Origin of the sequence: Prevotella ihumii, from assembly GCF_900155655.1 — a bacterium.
Lineage (GTDB): Bacteria > Bacteroidota > Bacteroidia > Bacteroidales > Bacteroidaceae > Prevotella > Prevotella ihumii.
Map to the genome: position 1 here is coordinate 1,488,643 of NZ_LT706987.1, position 17,343 is coordinate 1,505,985.

Here is a 17,343-nt window from a genome sequence, read left to right on the forward strand (position 1 = left end):
AAGCTCCCATTTTTTGAGGGTTGTATTATATAATGTGGAAGAAGCGCAATACGTCGTTCAGATTGGCAACTATCATCAACAAAATGAGGATGGTGATGCCTACATATTCTGCACGTATCATAAACTTCTCTGATGGTTTGCGGCGTGTTATCATCTCGTAAAGAAGGAACATAACGTGTCCGCCATCGAGTGCAGGGATAGGGAGAATGTTCATAAAAGCAAGGATAATGCTAAGGAAGGCTGTCATATTCCAGAACACATACCAATCCCAATAAGGAGGGAACATCTTGCCAATAGAACCAAAACCGCCTAAACTCTTTGCGCCATCTGCTGATGCAAGATACTTAAAGTTGCCTACATAGCCACGAAGTACGTTTACGCCATACTTCACACCTGCAGGGAAACTTGCTAAGAATGAATAGCTTTCCTGTGTTGGCTTGTAATAAGAGAGCAAAGAACTTTGAGCTACACCCATCTTGAGTTCAGGGTTGAGCTGCAATTTCAGTGTGTCTATCTGGTTTGTACCATTGCGCTGCACGGTAAGTACGATGTTGCGGAGTGCCAAAGAATCTTTGTGGGTGTTCTTCACTGCAGCAATGTCGCTCAAAACACCCATTTGGAAGTTGAAGTCTGCCCAAGTTTCTACCTTTTTACCATTGATAGACTTTAGCTCATCGCCTGCCTTTATGCCAGCCTTCATTGCAGGAGTATCGTTCATAACGCTGTCAATGCGAGCTGGGATATAAGGTTCGGCAAAGAGTGGACGGTCTTTTATCATCGAAAGCATATCCATATCGCCAGGCATAGAGATACGTATTTTCTTGCCATTGCGCAATACATCAACGTATTTAGACTGAGCTATCTGACGGAAGAAGTCGCCGTTTACATTGGCATATTCACGGAATGCGCCTTTGTCTGTACCAAGCATAACGTCCTTGTCTTGAAAGCCCATAGCCTTAGCTTGCTCGTTGAACTGCATACCCATCGACATATCAGACACCTTAAAGTAGCTTTCGCCCCACGTAAACATAATCATGGAATAGATAAAGAGGGCTAACACGAAGTTGACCATCACACCACCAACCATAATCAATAGTCTTTGCCACGCAGGCTTTACACGAAATTCCCACGGTTCTGGGTCTTTTGCCATCTGTTCGGTATCAAAACTTTCGTCTATCATACCCGAAATCTTGCAATAACCTCCTAACGGAAGCCACCCGATGCCGTATGTGGTGTCGTCATTCTTGGGTTTCCACTTGAACAACATACCATTCCATTTGCCGATAGCCATATCGAAGAATACAAAAAACTTCTCTACTCTTACACCAAAGAGCTTTGCGAAGAACATATGGCCTCCTTCGTGAAGAAGAACCAATAGGGAGATTGCTAAAATAAATTGGAGCAATCTGATTAAAAATGTTTCCATCTAATATTATCTAATCTTATTTATTGTAACTGTTTTTTCATCAATTCGCTTGCAACTCTTCGTGCTTCTGCGTCTGTTTGTAGATAGACGTCAAGGTTGGGATTGCCATCGAACGCCACAGATTGCATTGTTTTGTCTATGATTTCTCCCATTTCAAGGAACGAACATTGACCTTTGCGGAAGCCTTCGTTGACAATTTCGTTGGCTGCGTTGAGGATACAAGGCATATTTCCGCCTTTTTCAATTGCAGAATATGCCATTGCAAGACACTTGAATTTGTTTGTGTCGGGCTCAAAGAACTCTAATGGCTGACGAAACATATCCAATCGGTCGCCACCTAACGATAGTCGCTTAGGGAAAGAGAAAGCGTACTGAATTGGGAGACGCATATCGGGTACGCCTAACTGGGCTTTTACTCCGCCATCAACAAACTGTACTGCGCTATGGACAATGGATTGTGGGTGAATGAGTACTTGTATCTTTTCGGCAGGTACACCAAAGAGCCATTTAGCCTCAATCACTTCAAAGCCTTTGTTCATCAATGAAGCCGAATCGATGGTGATTTTGGCTCCCATATCCCAAGTTGGGTGTTTCAAAGCATCAGCTGCCGTTACTGTTTTCAGACGTTCTGCATCGTAAAGACGGAACGGACCGCCCGAACAGGTTAAGAGTATCTTCTCAATCTCGTTATCGTCTTCGCCTACAAGACTTTGGAATATGGCACTATGCTCGCTGTCAACGGGCAGAATAGGTACGTGGTATTCCATTGCGAGTTGGCATATTAGCTCGCCTGCCACGACCAATGTCTCCTTATTTGCCAAGCAAATCTTTTTACGAGCTTTGATGGCGTGGATTGTGGGTTCGAGTCCAGAGAAGCCAACCATAGCCGTAAGTACCATTGTGATGGGTTCGGCTTCTACAATCTGTTTGAGTGCATCAGCACCAGCATAAACTTTTATATCTGATAAGTCCTCTAACTCCTTTGTAAGGTCGGCATAATGCGCCTCATTGGCTATCACTACGGCTGCAGGACGATACTTTCGAGCCTGTGCAGCAAGTTCTTTCCATCGGTTATTAGCCGTGAGTGCGTATGCTTCGTATAGGTCGGAATGTTGCTCTATTACGTCTAAAGCCTGTGTTCCGATGCTTCCTGTAGAGCCGAGAATACATATTTGTTGTTTCATATTTGTATGTCTAAAGGTCTAAAAGCCCTGTCAACGATTTCTGTTTTATTACTTTTCGCAAACTAAACTTGTATCAATGATTTCTGTTTATTACTTTTTAGAGGTCTAAAAGTCCATCGGGAATTTCTATTTCAATGCTTCTTTGTTTGGCATCAAGCCTTTTTATAAGGTCTTCATTTGCAGGAATGAGCAGTTCAACATCGCTTTCTGTCTTTACTTCAAAGAGTAGATTGATGGTTGTTTCGTCTACGGAAGTAATCTCTCCCACCACTTTTCCCGATGTGCTATCTATCAATGAGAAACCTATGATTTGCGCCCAAGAAAGGTCATCGCTGCTCTCTTCTGCCATAGCACGTGGGAAATAAACCTCTGTACCTGTAAGTTCGCGAGCTCGCTCTTCGGTGTCTATGTCGCAAAACTTCATCAATGCCACTTCATCGCTGCGGAAACGATACTCTTCCATAAAGAATGGAACGAGAATACCTTCCATGTCGAGTACCAAATATTCAGCTTCACAGCGGTCGAACACATCGTCTGTAAAGCGAAACTGCAACTCTCCTCGCACGCCGTGGGGCTTTCCGATTACGCCTATTTTATATACGCTTTCTCTTTTTATCATCTTTTGGGAAGGAAGTTTGGGTGTTTTGCTTACCAAATATCTGTTTGATATTGAGTTTAAGATAGGCTCTTACTTGTCGAACCTCTACTTTTATTTAAACAAACCTCTACTTGTGTCTAACAAATCTCTACACGTTGTATCTTTGCACCCAAAGCATTCAGACGACCTTCTATGTTCTCATAGCCACGGTCTATCTGTGTGATGTTGTCAATACGACTTGTTCCTGTAGCTGTGAGGGCAGCAATGAGCAACGCAATACCAGCTCTGATGTCTGGACTCGACATCCGTCCGCCACGTAAGGTCTTGTTATTGTCGTGTCCGATTACAACGGCACGATGCGGATCACAAAGTATGATTTGCGCACCCATATCAATGAGTTTGTCAACGAAGAAGAGACGGCTCTCAAACATCTTTTGATGGAACAACACACTGCCTTGTGCTTGGGTTGCTACAACGAGCAATACCGAGATAAGGTCGGGAGTTACGCCCGGCCAAGGTGCATCGGCAATGGTCATTATCGTGCCATCGATGAACGAATCGATGACATAATGGTCTTGACGAGGGATAACTAAATCGTCTCCCTCTTCAAATATCTGAACGCCAAGACGGCGGAACGTGTCGGGAATGATGCCCAAATGCTTTATAGCTACGTCTTTTATACGAATACCATCACCAATCATTGCAGCCACACCGATGAACGATCCCACCTCAATCATATCAGGAAGAATTTTGTGCGTTGCGCCGTGAAGGGCTGTTACACCCTCTATGGTAAGCAAGTTGCTGCCAATTCCAGTGATGTTAGCTCCCATTTGGTTGAGCAAATGGCAAAGTTGCTGCACGTAAGGTTCACAAGCTGCATTATAGATGGTAGTCGTTCCCTCAGCAAGTGCTGCTGCCATAACGATGTTGGCTGTACCCGTTACTGATGCTTCGTCCAATAACATATAAGTTCCAACGAGCTTTTCAGCCTTGATTTCATATATATTGTTATCAATATTGCGAACGAACTGCGCCCCAAGGTTCTTAAAGCCAAGGAAATGGGTGTCCATTCGACGACGACCTATCTTGTCTCCACCAGGCTTAGAGATAGCTGCTTTGCCAAAGCGACCCAGCAATGGACCTAACAAGAGTACACTACCACGGAGCGAAGAACACTTCTTTACAAATTCGGCACTCTCTAAGAAGCCGAGATTTACCTTGTCTGCTTGAAAAGAATACTCATTGTCGGCAAGCTTTTTCACCTTTACGCCAATATCTTCCAACAACTTTATAAGGTTGTTGACGTCCAATATGTTAGGCACATTGCTTATTCTTACTTCCTCATCGGTTAGCAATGTGGCACTAATCACTTGCAAAGCCTCGTTCTTAGCTCCTTGTGGAGTGATTGTTCCGCTAAGGCGATGACCGCCTTCAATGATGAATGACTCCATATATCTATCTCTTCTTTTTATTGTTTTTTACAGGGGCGAAATCACGTTGATTTATTTTTTCAAACTTGAAGGTCGATAGATCTAATTGTATTACCCCATCTGTGAAGCGTGCAAGGTCTGAAGCCACCTTCTCATCGTCTGACGAACCGTGTCCCCACTGCATCAAACAACGTTTCATTTGGTTAGCCACCAAGCGCACCAACTCTTCCTTTTCCTCGCCATCTTCCATTGTTTTAAGTTGGTCGAACAGCTCGAACATCATTTTGCCATAGTGGCGCACAGGTATTCGCTCCATAGGATAACTCATAGGTTCGGGCTTTGCAGCTATCTTGAGTGCATCCGAAATATCGTAAGGATAGTCAATATCCAACTTAAAGTCTGCCATCAATGCCAGGTGATCCCATAGTTTCTGAATATGGTCAGCGTTTTCACGGTTTTGTGGGTTCATTCTGTCCATTATCGAAACGATGGTTTCAGCACACTTCTGTCGTTCTTCCTTTGTTGGGAGGTTCACACAGTAAGTTACCATATCTTGTATTTCGCGACCATATTCTGGCAATATCAGTTTTTCGCGTTGGGTGTTATAATCTAATCCTTCAATATCCATTCGGTTAAAATGTTTATGCTGTTATTCTCTACGTTCTTATTTCTTTCTCTCTCAACCACCTGCTTACAATAGCGGTTTGGCTTGTTTTGCTACAAAGTCCTTTAAGTACATAGGCACAAAGTATGCCACATCTTCAAACTGTTCGGTAACAAAACGCTTTTCTGCCAATGGCAACATATTCTTTGCCAATGGTTCTATGCCTTTTATGAGGTGTGCATTGGGGTGGTTGATAACCTCCATACACTTCTCTGCGCCATTGCCAAAGAAGTAGACAGGGTGTTCGTTCAAGTATGCTTTATAAGTGTTTTCGTCCACTACGTCGGCTTGAATGTCTCTCACCGTTTTCAATGCACGTGTGAAAACCTGCGAATACACCTCCATACGGCGAGCATCTATCATCGGAACGATAAGCGCATCGTCCTCTATCTCTTCGTGATGAAGCAGCACGGGTACACTCATTACCTCCAATGTTGGCACAGCAATGAGCTTAATGTCCGACCCATAGCAAATGCCCTTTGCCATAGATGTACCTATGCGCAAGCCCGTGTACGACCCTGGACCGCTACTTACTGCCACTGCGTCTACGGGTATAGCGTGACTATCGGCAAACGAGAGTGCTTCGTCTACGAATGTTCCGAGTTTTTCGGCGTGGTTTCCGCCATTTCTATCTGCCTGCTCAAAGATGCAAGCTCCGTTTTCTGAAACTGCTACCGAACAAACATTTGTACTTGTTTCTATATTTAATATGCAAGCCATATTCTATTTTTCTATTGTCCGAAATCCATCAGACCTTTTTATCCTATACTATTAATGTGCAAAGATAATGTTAATTTTTGAATTATCCCACCTTATATAAAACAATTAAAACTCGTTATGTTTATTTTTAGTACACAAACTATCTTATTTAGAACCATCTTATTTGCTTTGCAGAATGGTCTATAGGCAAAAGTTGAGGAGGTTGCAGAAGAGTAGGGGGAAAATAGAACAATATAAGAAAAGGGTTAAAACAGAATATGGGGGGATTATCCCGAGTTCAGGTATATATGTTTTGGAAACAATAGATGGGTTTCATATCTGTTGTTGATGGGTAAAGGAAAAACAGAACAAGTAGTGAACTATGGAAATACATAAAACGACAATCGCCGAAACTCAGTGAGAGCTTCGGCGATTGTTATGTTACTATATTTTGCCTATTGTGTTAGAACACCACCTTACGTGATATGGTTTGACCATTAACTTGTGCGGTAACAATGTACAACCCCTTGTTGAGCGTGCTTGCGTCAAGCATTTCGCCATTGGTTGCTGCCACTCTACTACCGTCAATATTATAAATGATGATGTGTGAAGCTCCTTTACAGCTTACTACGCCGTTGCTGTTGGTAAGTTCGGCATTGCTCTTTGCTACCTCATTGATAGTTGCAGGCACATTCATAATAAACTTGCCCGAAGTGAGTGTTAGCATTGGAGCAATGTTGTTTTTAACCTTGCACGTGTACACCTTTCCGTGTGCCGATGTGGTATTTGGGATAACGTATGTTTCACTTGTAGCTCCTGCTATCGGTGCATCGTTTACATACCATTGGTATTGGTTTGCAATAACCTGATTAGACGCAAATCGGCCGCCTACATTTTCAGGGCTTGGGCAGTTAGCGTTGAGTGTTATCGCCTCGCTACCTTCGGTCGTGATAACTGCATCTTCAGCATAAGGCTTCATAGCGTTGTAAACCATATAGCCTGCATCTTTGCCTTGTGTGATGCAATCGCAAAGATTTTCAAAGCTCTTGAAGTTGAATTGGTTGCCCGAAATATTCACTTCCCCCTTTTTAAAACCTATAAAAGCCGAGTTGCCCCTATTATAAACCTTCTTTGTAACATTGCCCGTAAAGTTGTTATTCTGCAAATGTGCCGACTTCAAGTAAGTGAGTGTAGTGCGATCGAGAATATCTCCTATCTCGCCTTCCAACTGGTTGTCGTTCAGCTTAAGGTTGCGAAGACCTGTCATCGTTTTTACTACATCTATATTACCTGTTAGTTTGTTTTCACCAAGGAGCAAGTCGGTCATGCTTCGCTTGGCTTTAAAGGTTTCAGGGATAGAACCCGTAAGTTGGTTGTGTGTGAAGTCGATGTAAGTCAACTCTTCGAGCTCGCTTCCCAATGCTGCAGGAATAGTACCACTAAGGTTCATATTAGCCATTGATATATTCATAAGTCTTGGCAATTCTGATAGCCACACAGGTATCTCTCCGCCAAGCTTATTGCCACTAAGTTCTAATATGGCAAGGTTCTTTAAGAGCGTCAAATCGGGTATTTCGCCTGTAAAGTTGTTATAGCTTAACTTTAATTCCTGCAACGATTTACACGTAGCTATTTCTGCTGGTATTGAGCCATTAAACTTGCACTGAGTGAGTTGTAAGTAGGTGAAATGTTCGAGCTTATCCCAACCTTCTGTTGGCAGTGTACCACTCAATCCTGTAGCTTGAAGATTTAAGAGTTGTAGCGCTGGACAGTTTTCTATACCTTTAGGGAATGTTCCTGTTAGGCCTGTATTGTTTTCAATAGAGAACTGAATGAGGGCTGGCAAGCCTGTAAAGTCGAGTGTAACGTTACCTGAGAACTTATTATTACCTAAGAGTAAGAACTGTGTTTTGGGCAGTGTGAGCCAATTACTTGGAATAGTTCCTGTCAGTTCGTTGTTTTGTAAATAGATGTGTGCACACTTGGGCAAGTTTACTACCTTGGGCAATTCACCGCTTAAAGCATTGTCTTGAAGGAGCAGATACTCCAAGTTTGACATACTTATTTCGTTAGGTAATGCCCCTATTAGCGACTTTGTACTGCTTCCACCTATGGCATAGTTCTTTTGCGATCTTACATCTAAGGATATAAGTTTGCTCATTTTGAAAAGTTCTGCAGGCAGACTTGTAATGCTATTTAATGAAAGATCGAGCATCTCTAATTCGGTGAGTTTAGCAATATCTGCAGGTAATGCACCTGATAGGTTGTTACCTTTAAGATTAAGAAGGGTAACGTGTCCGTTTTCAATAGTTACACCTTTCCATTTGTCAGGGGTTTGATTTACATCCCAAGAGTCATACCATTTGTCTCCATTAAGAGCCGTACGAATAGCAAGAAGAGCCTGATGTTCTGAGTCAGGAATTGAGGTTTGTGCGCTCGCAAAATGTGCGCTTAGCAATACTATTACGATAAGCAATAGTCTGTGCTTCAATAAGTTAAACTTGTCCATAATATGCTAATGTAGGTAATAAAATTTTTGTTATATTATTTCTTTCGTTGTGTCTTTTTGGCGTTACTCTTTGTAAATATAACGTCTTTTTGTTCTCTCTCTAACTTATTTTTAATAAGTTTGTTTCTTTTTCGATGAGTTTTTGCAAAAGTATATATTATTTTTATATTCAACAAATTAAGTTTGTAAAAATTCATCAGTTAGTGGTAAGATATTCACAATTTAGCATAAAAATAGGAAAATATACTTCGAGATGGACGGTAGATGACGGATACGATATTTGGTAGCCAATCGCTTTCAGTCTTAATAATGAGCAATCGTTTGCGCGGAATAGCAAATAAAAGGTTGATATATAGTTCTTAAGTTATAGAAAGATGTGCTATCTTTGTCATAAATTGATATAAAACAAGTTATTAATATTAATATGAAACGATTACTTACATTATTTTCAGGATTGTGTTTAGGTCTTTCAGTAATGGCACAAGGTTGGAAAGCCAACTATGATGGTGTTATGCTGCAAGGATTTTACTGGGATTCGTTCCAAGACACCAAGTGGACAAATCTTACACAACAAGCTAAAGAACTCTCAGAGTATTTCTCTTTGGTATGGCTACCTCAAAGCGCAAAGGCTCGTGCCGACAAGTCGATGGGCTATGACGATTACTATTGGTTTACCAATTACAACAGTTCGTTTGGTACAGAGACCGAACTCTTAAACCTTATTCAGACCTTTAAAGCCAACGGAATAGGTGCGATTGCCGATGTGGTGATCAACCATCGTGCTACAAACGTCAACTGGTTCGACTTCCCGACCGAGGTTTACAATGGCACAACATACGCTATGAGCTCAACAGATGTGGCAAGAAACGACGATAAAGGTAAAGCGTTGACCGCAGCTACTGCACAAGGCGTACAGTTGGCAGCTAATAATGACAGCGGTGAGGATTGGGACGGAATGCGCGACCTTGACCATAATAGCCTCAATGTGCAAACCACTGTGAAAGCATATCTCAAGATGTTGAAAGAAAAGTTTGGATATGCTGGCTTCCGTTACGATATGGTGAAGGGATACGCAGGCAAGTTTACAGCGATGTATAACACAGATGTGCAACCCGAATTTTCGGTTGGAGAGTATTTTGATGGCGATATAAATAAGGTGAGAGCGTGGATTGATGCTACCAAGACAAATGGTGTTCCTACTTCTGCTGCCTTCGATTTTCCTATCCGTTATAAGGTTCGTGATGCGGTGAACAATGGCAATTGGAATGCTTTAGACCAAGAAGGATTGGCTAAGGAAACTGACTATAAGCGTTATGCCGTAACCTTTGTGGAAAATCACGATACAGAGGACAGAGGCGGAAACTCGAAGCACGATCCTATAAGAAAAGACACCTTAGCTGCCAATGCTTACATTTTGGCGATGCCGGGTACACCAAGCATATTCTTGAAACACTGGATGGCGTGCAAAGCTGACATCAAAAATATGATTTTGGCTCGAAAAATGATGGGTATTACCAACACAAGTGCAGCTACAAAATATGGTTCGGGCGCCGATTATTACGCATTTACAACTACAGGAAACAATGGTAAAATGCTTACGGTAGTAGGTCCTGCAAAAACCTATAACTCAACTGCACGATGGGTAAAACTGATGGGTGGAAAGAATTGGGCTTATTATGTAGACAAGAATGAGAAAGAGTTGGTATGGGCAAGTTTGCCAAGTGGTACATATGAAGGTGAACAAAAAGCAGTGTTGACCCTCATTTCTAACAATGCCAATGCTAAGATGGTGTACACCACAGATGGCGCTGAACCTACTACAAATAGTCCTCAAGCTGCTAACGGACAAAGCGTTGCTATCCCCGTAGGCGAAACTGTTTTGAAAGTGGGAATGGTAGTTGATGGTGTTGTGAAGAACGTTGTAACCCGTCACTATCAAGTGAGCAATTTCCAACCTTATACTATTAAGGTGTATGTAAATGCCGATGAGGCTGATGCAACGTGGAGTACAGCACAGATGACAGCTACCAATCCTACCATAAACTTCTGGGTTTGGGGTGGTTCACACAAGACTGTCAAAGGCGAATGGCCAGGCGATGCTGTTACAACTACCGAGGAAGCGGAAGGCAAAAAATGGTTTGTACAAACCTATGATATACTTAATTCTAACGATGGTGTAAACTTTGTATTCAATGTGGGTGATAAAAAGTCGCAGACTGTCGATATAGAGAATGTGAAAGAAACATCGTTTATCAAAATTTCGAGCGATAAGGACGGTACAAAATATAGAGTAAACGTAGTTCCAGCAGGTATCGAAGCTGTGGTCTCAGTCCCAACTAAGGCTACCGACCCTTATTATTACACCCTCTCTGGGCAACGCCTTATGAAGCCTACACAGCGAGGCATTTACATTCATAATGGCAAGAAAATAATGATAAAGTAATCAAACAATAGGACAGCGAAAGTTGTCCTATTTTTCTTTATATACAAATAAGGAAGCGTATAGATAAGTGTTCTATATTCAATACATCAACTTTGACGTTGCGAAACATATATGTTTGGCATTGTCAGAGTTGAACTTTGAGGGGGTAAAACGTAAGCACCCAATATTAGCCGACTTTCACACCAACAAATAACCCTTATATGTCTGGCAGCATATAAGGGTTATTTGTTATTTGAAGTTTGAAGGTAGCATTTTCGTGAGTTCCTCCTCCGTCATATCTGGCAGGGGCCTTGAAAGAACTTCCTTCATCCATTTGTATGGCTCTATGCCTGCTTCCCTGCAACACGCCATGAAGGTATAGAAGATGGCGTTGTTCTCCGCTCCCTCATTGTTACCACAGAACAGGTAGTTCTTTCTTCCAAGCGTGATGGGTCTGATGGCCTGTTCCATGAGGTTGTTGTCTATGTTGAATCGTCCGTCCTGCACATACCTACCAATGCGTATCCATACGGCGAAGGCATAACGCAGTGCCTTCTCCATAGCTTCGCCTGGGGTGTACTGTTTGTGTACATCCAACATATAGGTCTCCAAATACTTAAGAATGGGGTAAGCTTTAGTCTTTCGTTCTGTCTCCACTTCCTCGGGTGGTGCTTTCTTGTGTTTGAGGTTTTCCTCCAACTCATAAAGCGTGGCTATCGTTTCGATGATATGGGCGGCGTTTTTATCGTCAGCCGCCAGATGTTCGAACTTACGTCTCACGTGTGCCATACATCCTAACAGCACGATGCCCTGAACGTTCTCAAACCTGCTGTAGACCTCATACCCATCAGACTGTATGGCACCCTGGTAGCCCTTGAAGAGTTCATCTGCCACAGCGCCCGACCGCGACCCGTCCTTCCAATGGAAGAACACACCCTGGGAGTGTATGGCGTCACGCACACCCCACAGGTATCCCTTGCGCGTCTTTCCCTTGCGGTCGGCAACCTGTACGCTGGTCTCGTCAACTTGAAGATAAGGACTTTGCAGGATCTGTCTTACTTGAAGTTTGTAAAGTGGATAAAGTGCATCGGCGGCATCGTGAACCCAACTGTTGACGGTTGAGGTGGGGATGTTCACGCCCAGTTCCTTCCATCTTTCACATTGCCTATACTCGGGCTGGTGATAGGCGAACTTGGCGGTGATGATTTCGGCGAGCAGGGAAGCGTCGGCAAAACAATCCACCGCTTGCTTTTTCAAGGGGGCTTCCAGGATGTCGACCTTCGCATCCGTTGACCGGGCTTCCTTCAGGCGGCAGATGACACGATCTTCTACCCTGACATAAAAGGATGAGGGACGCAGACACAGATGCTCACTTCTGTCATGTCCGATGATGACCATGCGCTCAGCGTCATAACCCTCTGGATATATCTCCGTCACCTGTCGCTCTATATTCTCGGGAACATAGGAGGCGTAGGCCCTACCCTTTCTGGAAGGACGGCTCACACGGCGTGATGACCTGCGTTGTCCGGCCTGCTGTTTTATCTCCTTGATGATGGGAAGGGCTTCCACCTGAGCCAGGGAACCCTCTTTGGCCCACTGCTCGTCAAAAAGCGTACCCGCCCAGCCGCTTGCACTCTCAGGCAGGTGTTTCTCGCTGCGCCTGCCAAATACCATGCGCTCAAGTTCAAGAATGCGACGGGACTTTCGCTCCAGCTCAGCATCCTTAATCTTAAGCTCAGCATCCTTGTTCTTAAGCTCTGCCTCCTTGTTCTTGAGTTGAGTATCCTTGTTCTTAAGCTCAGCATCCCTTTGCTCAAGAAGTTTAACAACAGCTTCCCGAGTGAGAGAATGGTAGTCAGATGTCATTGTGCAATAAGGCATATCCATCACATTATCAGTTCTTTATACGATGTAAAGTTACGAAAAATATCTGACANTAACGTAAGCACCCAATATTAGCCGACTTTCACACCAACAAATAACCCTTATATGTCTGGCAGCATATAAGGGTTATCTGTTATTTGAAGTTTGAAGGTAGCATTTTCGTGAGTTCCTCCTCCGTCATGTCGAGCAGGGGCCTTGAAAGAACTTCCTTCATCCATTTGTATGGCTCTATGTCTGCTTCCCTGCAACACGCCACGAAGGTATAGAAGATGGCGTTGTTCTCCGCTCCCTCATTGTTACCACAGAACAGGTAGTTCTTTCTTCCAAGCGTGATGGGTCTGATGGCCTGTTCCATAAGGTTGTTGTCTATGTTGAAGCGTCCGTCCTGCACATATCTGCCAATGCGTATCCATACGGCGAAGGCATAACGCAGTGCCTTCTCCATAGCTTCGCCTGGGGTGTACTGTTTGTGTACATCCAACATATAGGTCTCCAAATACTTAAGAATAGGGTAAGCTTTAGCCTTTCGTTCTGTCTCCACTTCCTCGGGTGGTGCTTTCTTGTGTTTGAGGTTTTCCTCCAACTCATAAAGCGTGGCTATCGTTTCGATGATATGGGCGGCGTTCTTATCGTCAGACGCCAGATGTTCGAACTTACGTCTCACGTGTGCCATACATCCTAACAGCACGATGCCCTGAACGTTCTCAAACCTGCTGTAGACCTCATACCCATCAGACTGTATGGCACCCTGGTAGCCCTTGAAGAGTTCATCTGCCACAGCGCCCGACCGCAACCCGTCCTTCCAATGGAAGAACACACCCTGGGAGTGCATGGCGTCACGCACGCCCCACAGGTATCCCTTGCGCGTCTTTCCCTTGCGGTCGGCAACCTGTACGCTGGTCTCGTCAACTTGAAGATAAGGACTTTGCAGGATCTGTCTTACTTGAAGTTTGTAAAGTGGATAAAGTGCATCGGCGACATCGTGAACCCAGCTGTTGACGGTTGAGGTGGGGAGGTTCACGCCCAGTTCCTTCCATCTTTCACATTGCCTATACTCGGGCTGGTGATAGGCGAATTTGGCGGTGATGATTTCGGCGAGCAGGGAAGCGTCGGCAAAACAATCCACCGCTTGCTTTTTCAAGGGGGCTTCCAGGATGTCGACCTTCGCATCCGTTGGCCGGGCTTCCTTCAGGCGGCAGATGACACGATCTTCTACCCTGACATAAAAGGATGAGGGACGCAGACACAGATGCTCACTTCTGTCATGTCCGATGATGACCATGCGCTCAGCGTCATAACCCTCTGGATATATCTCCGTCACCTGTCGCTCTATANTATATAGAGTACCAATTCGTCCCAGCGAAGTTCATAAAATCCAGTTCTCGCCCGTATGATTTTAGGACTCAGGCAACCCTGTGCCATCTGCTTGTGATACACGACAAAACCACAGCGTTCCCAGTGCAGCAATTTAATTCGGTTACGGGATCGATTGTAGAAAACGTAGACAACACCATCAGAAGGATTGAAGTCATTGCTGCGTACCAATTGGGACAGGCGAAGAATACCCTGACGCATATCCACAGGAGTGCAACAAACCCGAAAAACATTTGTTTCGTTGAGTACAAACATAAGTTTTTCGGGCAAAGGTAGTAAAGCAAGAATGTTACACAAAGTCGGCTAATATTGGATGCTTACGGTAAAACATATATGTATTGGGTGGTCAAAGTTGAACTTTGGGAAATGTAAACGATTAGGTTTTGTATCTCTTTGATAATCAGCGGCTAATTGTATTCGCAATTGTCGCTTGTTATTGTTCTATATGTAATATATAGAATAGTACTGCCTTAAAATGATAATTGGTCTATTTCGCACATCATTACACTATGATAAGGTGTTGCGAAATAGACCAATTCCTTGTTTTAGATATTAATTTACCCCAAATCGGTCATTAGCCCGCAAGGCTTTTTAAAGCGTTTAGCAGTTATGCTTTTCTTCGTCTTTGCACCTTATTTTGGATCTTTTCGTTTGTTTTTTCAGTTGTTTAGCTCGCTAAACGTCTTCAAAAACAACCAAAAATAGCTCAAAATAAGCTCGCAAATCTCGAAGAAGTCTAACGACCGATTTGGGTTAAAGACTATTAATCCAGCGCATAAAAGGCTTTTCTAACCATCTTCTACGCCAATAATCTATAAAACTACAAATGGTAAAGACAGCAATTGGAACTATCATAGCTTCGATAAGAAGGTGGCTAAAGTCTGCCTTGAATAGCTGAGGCACCTGACAAATGTCTTGCCATAACCATTTGCGCATAGTGTCGCTTGAAGCGTGAATAAGCAATACTCCAAATGTGCCTGCTGAAGCGGTATTGATAAATTTGCTTGCAAACGGACGAGCGTTTTTTGCCACTAAAAAGGCAGAAAGTCCGACAATAAGGGCGAGGAACTTATTAGAGTCGCTTACGAAATAGTAACGCACTTTTCCAACTTCTGCTGCTTCACGATAAAGTCCCCATTGAATGATGCAAAAGACACTGGCAATGGCAGTTATAACACTTAAAACAAAGACTCCTGCTGAAAGACTTAAGCTTTCTGTATATCGATTAGGATAAATACGGAGGTAAGCAGCCAAGAAATAAAGTGTCATGTACCAAACAGGCTCGTTCATCGTTGATGCCATAAAAAAGGTTTGCGCAATGCTCATTACAAATATCAAACCAATGATAAAGAAGCTGAATTGCCTTTTTGTAATATTATTGATAACAATATTATAAATAGGTACAAAAGCATAAAAAGCCATAAAACTTGAACTAAAGCCATTATTTATATAATAAAACATTCCAGAAAAGGTTCTATAAACCCCTTTAAGGGTAAGTGGGTCGTAATTGAATATGCCAAAAAGAATTTTAATAGTTAAACTGTAAAAAATAATTTCTGCAAGTAATTTTACATAGCGTTGCCAAGTAAGGGCTTGTTTGCATAGGAAGTAACCCGAAATAAGTATAAAACTATTGATAGCGGTTTTACCCCACATACCCCAAATTTCGAGGAAATAATGATTTAGTGTAGGATTAAGGTAATCGTATTGTTTATCAACTGTGGAGTTTACAACAAAGTGATGGGCTATAATTGCCATCATTGCAAATATTCTCAATAGCTCTAAATTGCTGTTTCTCTGCTTTTTAGCAATACCCCCCCCTAAGGGTTGTACTGTTTTTGTCGCACTTTCAGATAGTGATTCTTTCATTTTTTTCTTGTTGTTTTATTACTCGCTTTGTTGCTTATTTTTGTCTAATTTTCTACAAAGATACGCATTATTTCGGCAATAATGCGTATCTTTTCTTTTTAAAGTTTGCAATTCGAACAATTGTCTTATGGCAGTAAGGCTTTCAAATCGTCCAACCAATGCTTTATTTCGGTTTTGGTTCTTGCATCTTTCTCTGCATTATAAGCTGCCTCAACATCAGTGAGATAATGGAGATAGTCGGTCTCGGCAATGAATTTTGCGGCACGAATACGAACCAACGGACTATCATCGAAGAGCAAACCTTGCACCCAACGTTTAGCGTCCCACGAACGAACGGCTTGCAACCAGTCTAAAGCAGTTATCTTTTCTTCAGGTTTGCCATACAAGAGGGTGTCGTAATAGCCTCGTTCTTTCTTCAAATCGGCTTTTGTCATTAGTATTTCCTTGTTGTAAAGGTTGGGGCGTACTGCACGATCTTTGTAGCTTTTTATGGGCATACGTAGTGTCCAACGCACCATTCGTGGTATCATCCACATCATTCCTGGTGTAGCTTCGGGATGTGCAATGCTACTGAATACACGCCCTTTGCCCAACTCGTTGGCAATGAAGAAAGGCTTATTGTTGGTCATATTTTCAGGTGCATCGCCCTCTTCGTGTACATCGCTCTCCATCATCGCCAATGTTTGATAATCTATTTTCACGTTGTCGCTCTTCACAAACACAGGACCTTCATAGTATAAAACATACGACAATGAGCGGTTGGCAAGTTCGGGAAACCACTTTCTGCCTTCATCTGTAAGCGATATTTTGGCGATGCCGTGCCCACGGTTGTCGTGTTCTATGTCGATAGCCTTTGCACCATTGATACGCATACAAGCATAGTTTGGCGTGTCCGAAAACATATATGCGCCTGCACAAATACCAACTGCACCCTTGCCCGACTCAATGAAAGCACGCAAACGCTTAATGTTTGCTGTGCCTATGTTAAGATATTGGGTAGAGCCACCACCGCCTGGAATGATAATAGCGTCCAACTCGTTGAGTACACCATTGGCTATATCGCTTGTGGTGAATGTACGTACTGTCATATCAGGGTCGAGCTTGATGGCATCTACTGCTTCCCAAACACAGGTTTGAGCTCCACCGTGTCCGTCAAAAACACCTACTCTTGTTTTACCATTCTTGTCTGTTGCCATTGCTGCAACTGACCAAAGCAGACACACGGCTACAAGAATACTTTGTTGTAGAACATTATTCGTTTTCAAAATCTTCATACGTTTAAGG

General features: G+C 43.0%; 13 protein-coding genes. 1 reads left to right on the top strand and 12 read right to left on the bottom strand.

Annotated elements, in window-relative coordinates; translation table 11 throughout:
* Positions 1-25: 25 nt before the first annotated feature.
* From rseP to CZ367_RS06930, 7 genes are all read right to left on the bottom strand, one after another.
* The gene (rseP, locus tag CZ367_RS06900; RefSeq protein WP_077196190.1) at positions 26-1,426 is read right to left on the bottom strand and encodes an RIP metalloprotease RseP; all 1,401 of its coding nucleotides are present in this window, start codon (positions 1,424-1,426) and stop codon (positions 26-28) included.
* Between the two features lie 20 nt (positions 1,427-1,446).
* Positions 1,447-2,610: a 1-deoxy-D-xylulose-5-phosphate reductoisomerase gene (locus CZ367_RS06905; RefSeq protein WP_077196191.1), complete on the bottom strand. Its 1,164-nt coding sequence runs from the start codon at positions 2,608-2,610 to the stop codon at positions 1,447-1,449.
* Positions 2,611-2,707: 97 nt separating this feature from the next.
* Positions 2,708-3,229, bottom strand: coding sequence for a ribosome maturation factor RimM (rimM, locus tag CZ367_RS06910; RefSeq protein ID WP_077196192.1), 522 nt, complete (start codon positions 3,227-3,229; stop codon positions 2,708-2,710).
* 116 nt (positions 3,230-3,345) lie between these two features.
* A complete protein-coding gene (gene murA, locus CZ367_RS06915; protein ID WP_077196193.1) occupies positions 3,346-4,659 on the bottom strand; it encodes a UDP-N-acetylglucosamine 1-carboxyvinyltransferase in 1,314 nt (437 codons plus the stop codon).
* A gap of 4 nt (positions 4,660-4,663) precedes the next feature.
* Positions 4,664-5,266, bottom strand: a complete 603-nt coding sequence (locus CZ367_RS06920) for a DUF4290 domain-containing protein (protein WP_077196194.1) — start codon at positions 5,264-5,266, stop codon at positions 4,664-4,666.
* A gap of 63 nt (positions 5,267-5,329) precedes the next feature.
* A complete protein-coding gene (gene tsaB / locus CZ367_RS06925) occupies positions 5,330-6,022 on the bottom strand; it encodes a tRNA (adenosine(37)-N6)-threonylcarbamoyltransferase complex dimerization subunit type 1 TsaB (protein ID WP_077196195.1) in 693 nt (230 codons plus the stop codon).
* 442 nt (positions 6,023-6,464) lie between these two features.
* Positions 6,465-8,510, bottom strand: coding sequence for a T9SS type A sorting domain-containing protein (locus CZ367_RS06930; RefSeq protein WP_077196196.1), 2,046 nt, complete (start codon positions 8,508-8,510; stop codon positions 6,465-6,467).
* Between the two features lie 424 nt (positions 8,511-8,934).
* On the opposite strand from CZ367_RS06930, the gene CZ367_RS06935 reads away from it, so the two are divergent.
* Complete coding sequence (locus tag CZ367_RS06935) at positions 8,935-10,953, top strand: alpha-amylase family glycosyl hydrolase (protein ID WP_077196197.1); 2,019 nt, start codon at positions 8,935-8,937, stop codon at positions 10,951-10,953.
* Between the two features lie 228 nt (positions 10,954-11,181).
* Here CZ367_RS06935 and tnpC (CZ367_RS06940) read toward each other — a convergent pair whose 3' ends face one another.
* The 5 genes from tnpC (CZ367_RS06940) to CZ367_RS06960 all read right to left on the bottom strand — a co-directional run bounded on the left by tnpC (CZ367_RS06940) (position 11,182) and on the right by CZ367_RS06960 (position 17,324).
* Entirely contained in the window at positions 11,182-12,798 is a 1,617-nt protein-coding gene (gene tnpC, locus CZ367_RS06940) for an IS66 family transposase (RefSeq protein ID WP_237581577.1), read from the bottom strand.
* A 151-nt stretch (positions 12,799-12,949) separates the two neighbouring features.
* The gene (tnpC, locus tag CZ367_RS06945) at positions 12,950-14,137 is read right to left on the bottom strand and encodes an IS66 family transposase (protein WP_077196199.1); all 1,188 of its coding nucleotides are present in this window, start codon (positions 14,135-14,137) and stop codon (positions 12,950-12,952) included.
* Positions 14,138-14,145: 8 nt separating this feature from the next.
* Positions 14,146-14,445, bottom strand: coding sequence for an IS66 family insertion sequence element accessory protein TnpB (tnpB, locus tag CZ367_RS06950; protein WP_077196200.1), 300 nt, complete (start codon positions 14,443-14,445; stop codon positions 14,146-14,148).
* Positions 14,446-14,943: 498 nt separating this feature from the next.
* Positions 14,944-16,059, bottom strand: a complete 1,116-nt coding sequence (locus tag CZ367_RS06955; RefSeq protein WP_084793490.1) for an acyltransferase family protein — start codon at positions 16,057-16,059, stop codon at positions 14,944-14,946.
* A 125-nt stretch (positions 16,060-16,184) separates the two neighbouring features.
* Entirely contained in the window at positions 16,185-17,324 is a 1,140-nt protein-coding gene (locus tag CZ367_RS06960) for a BPL-N domain-containing protein (RefSeq protein WP_237581779.1), read from the bottom strand.
* Positions 17,325-17,343: the final 19 nt, after the last annotated feature.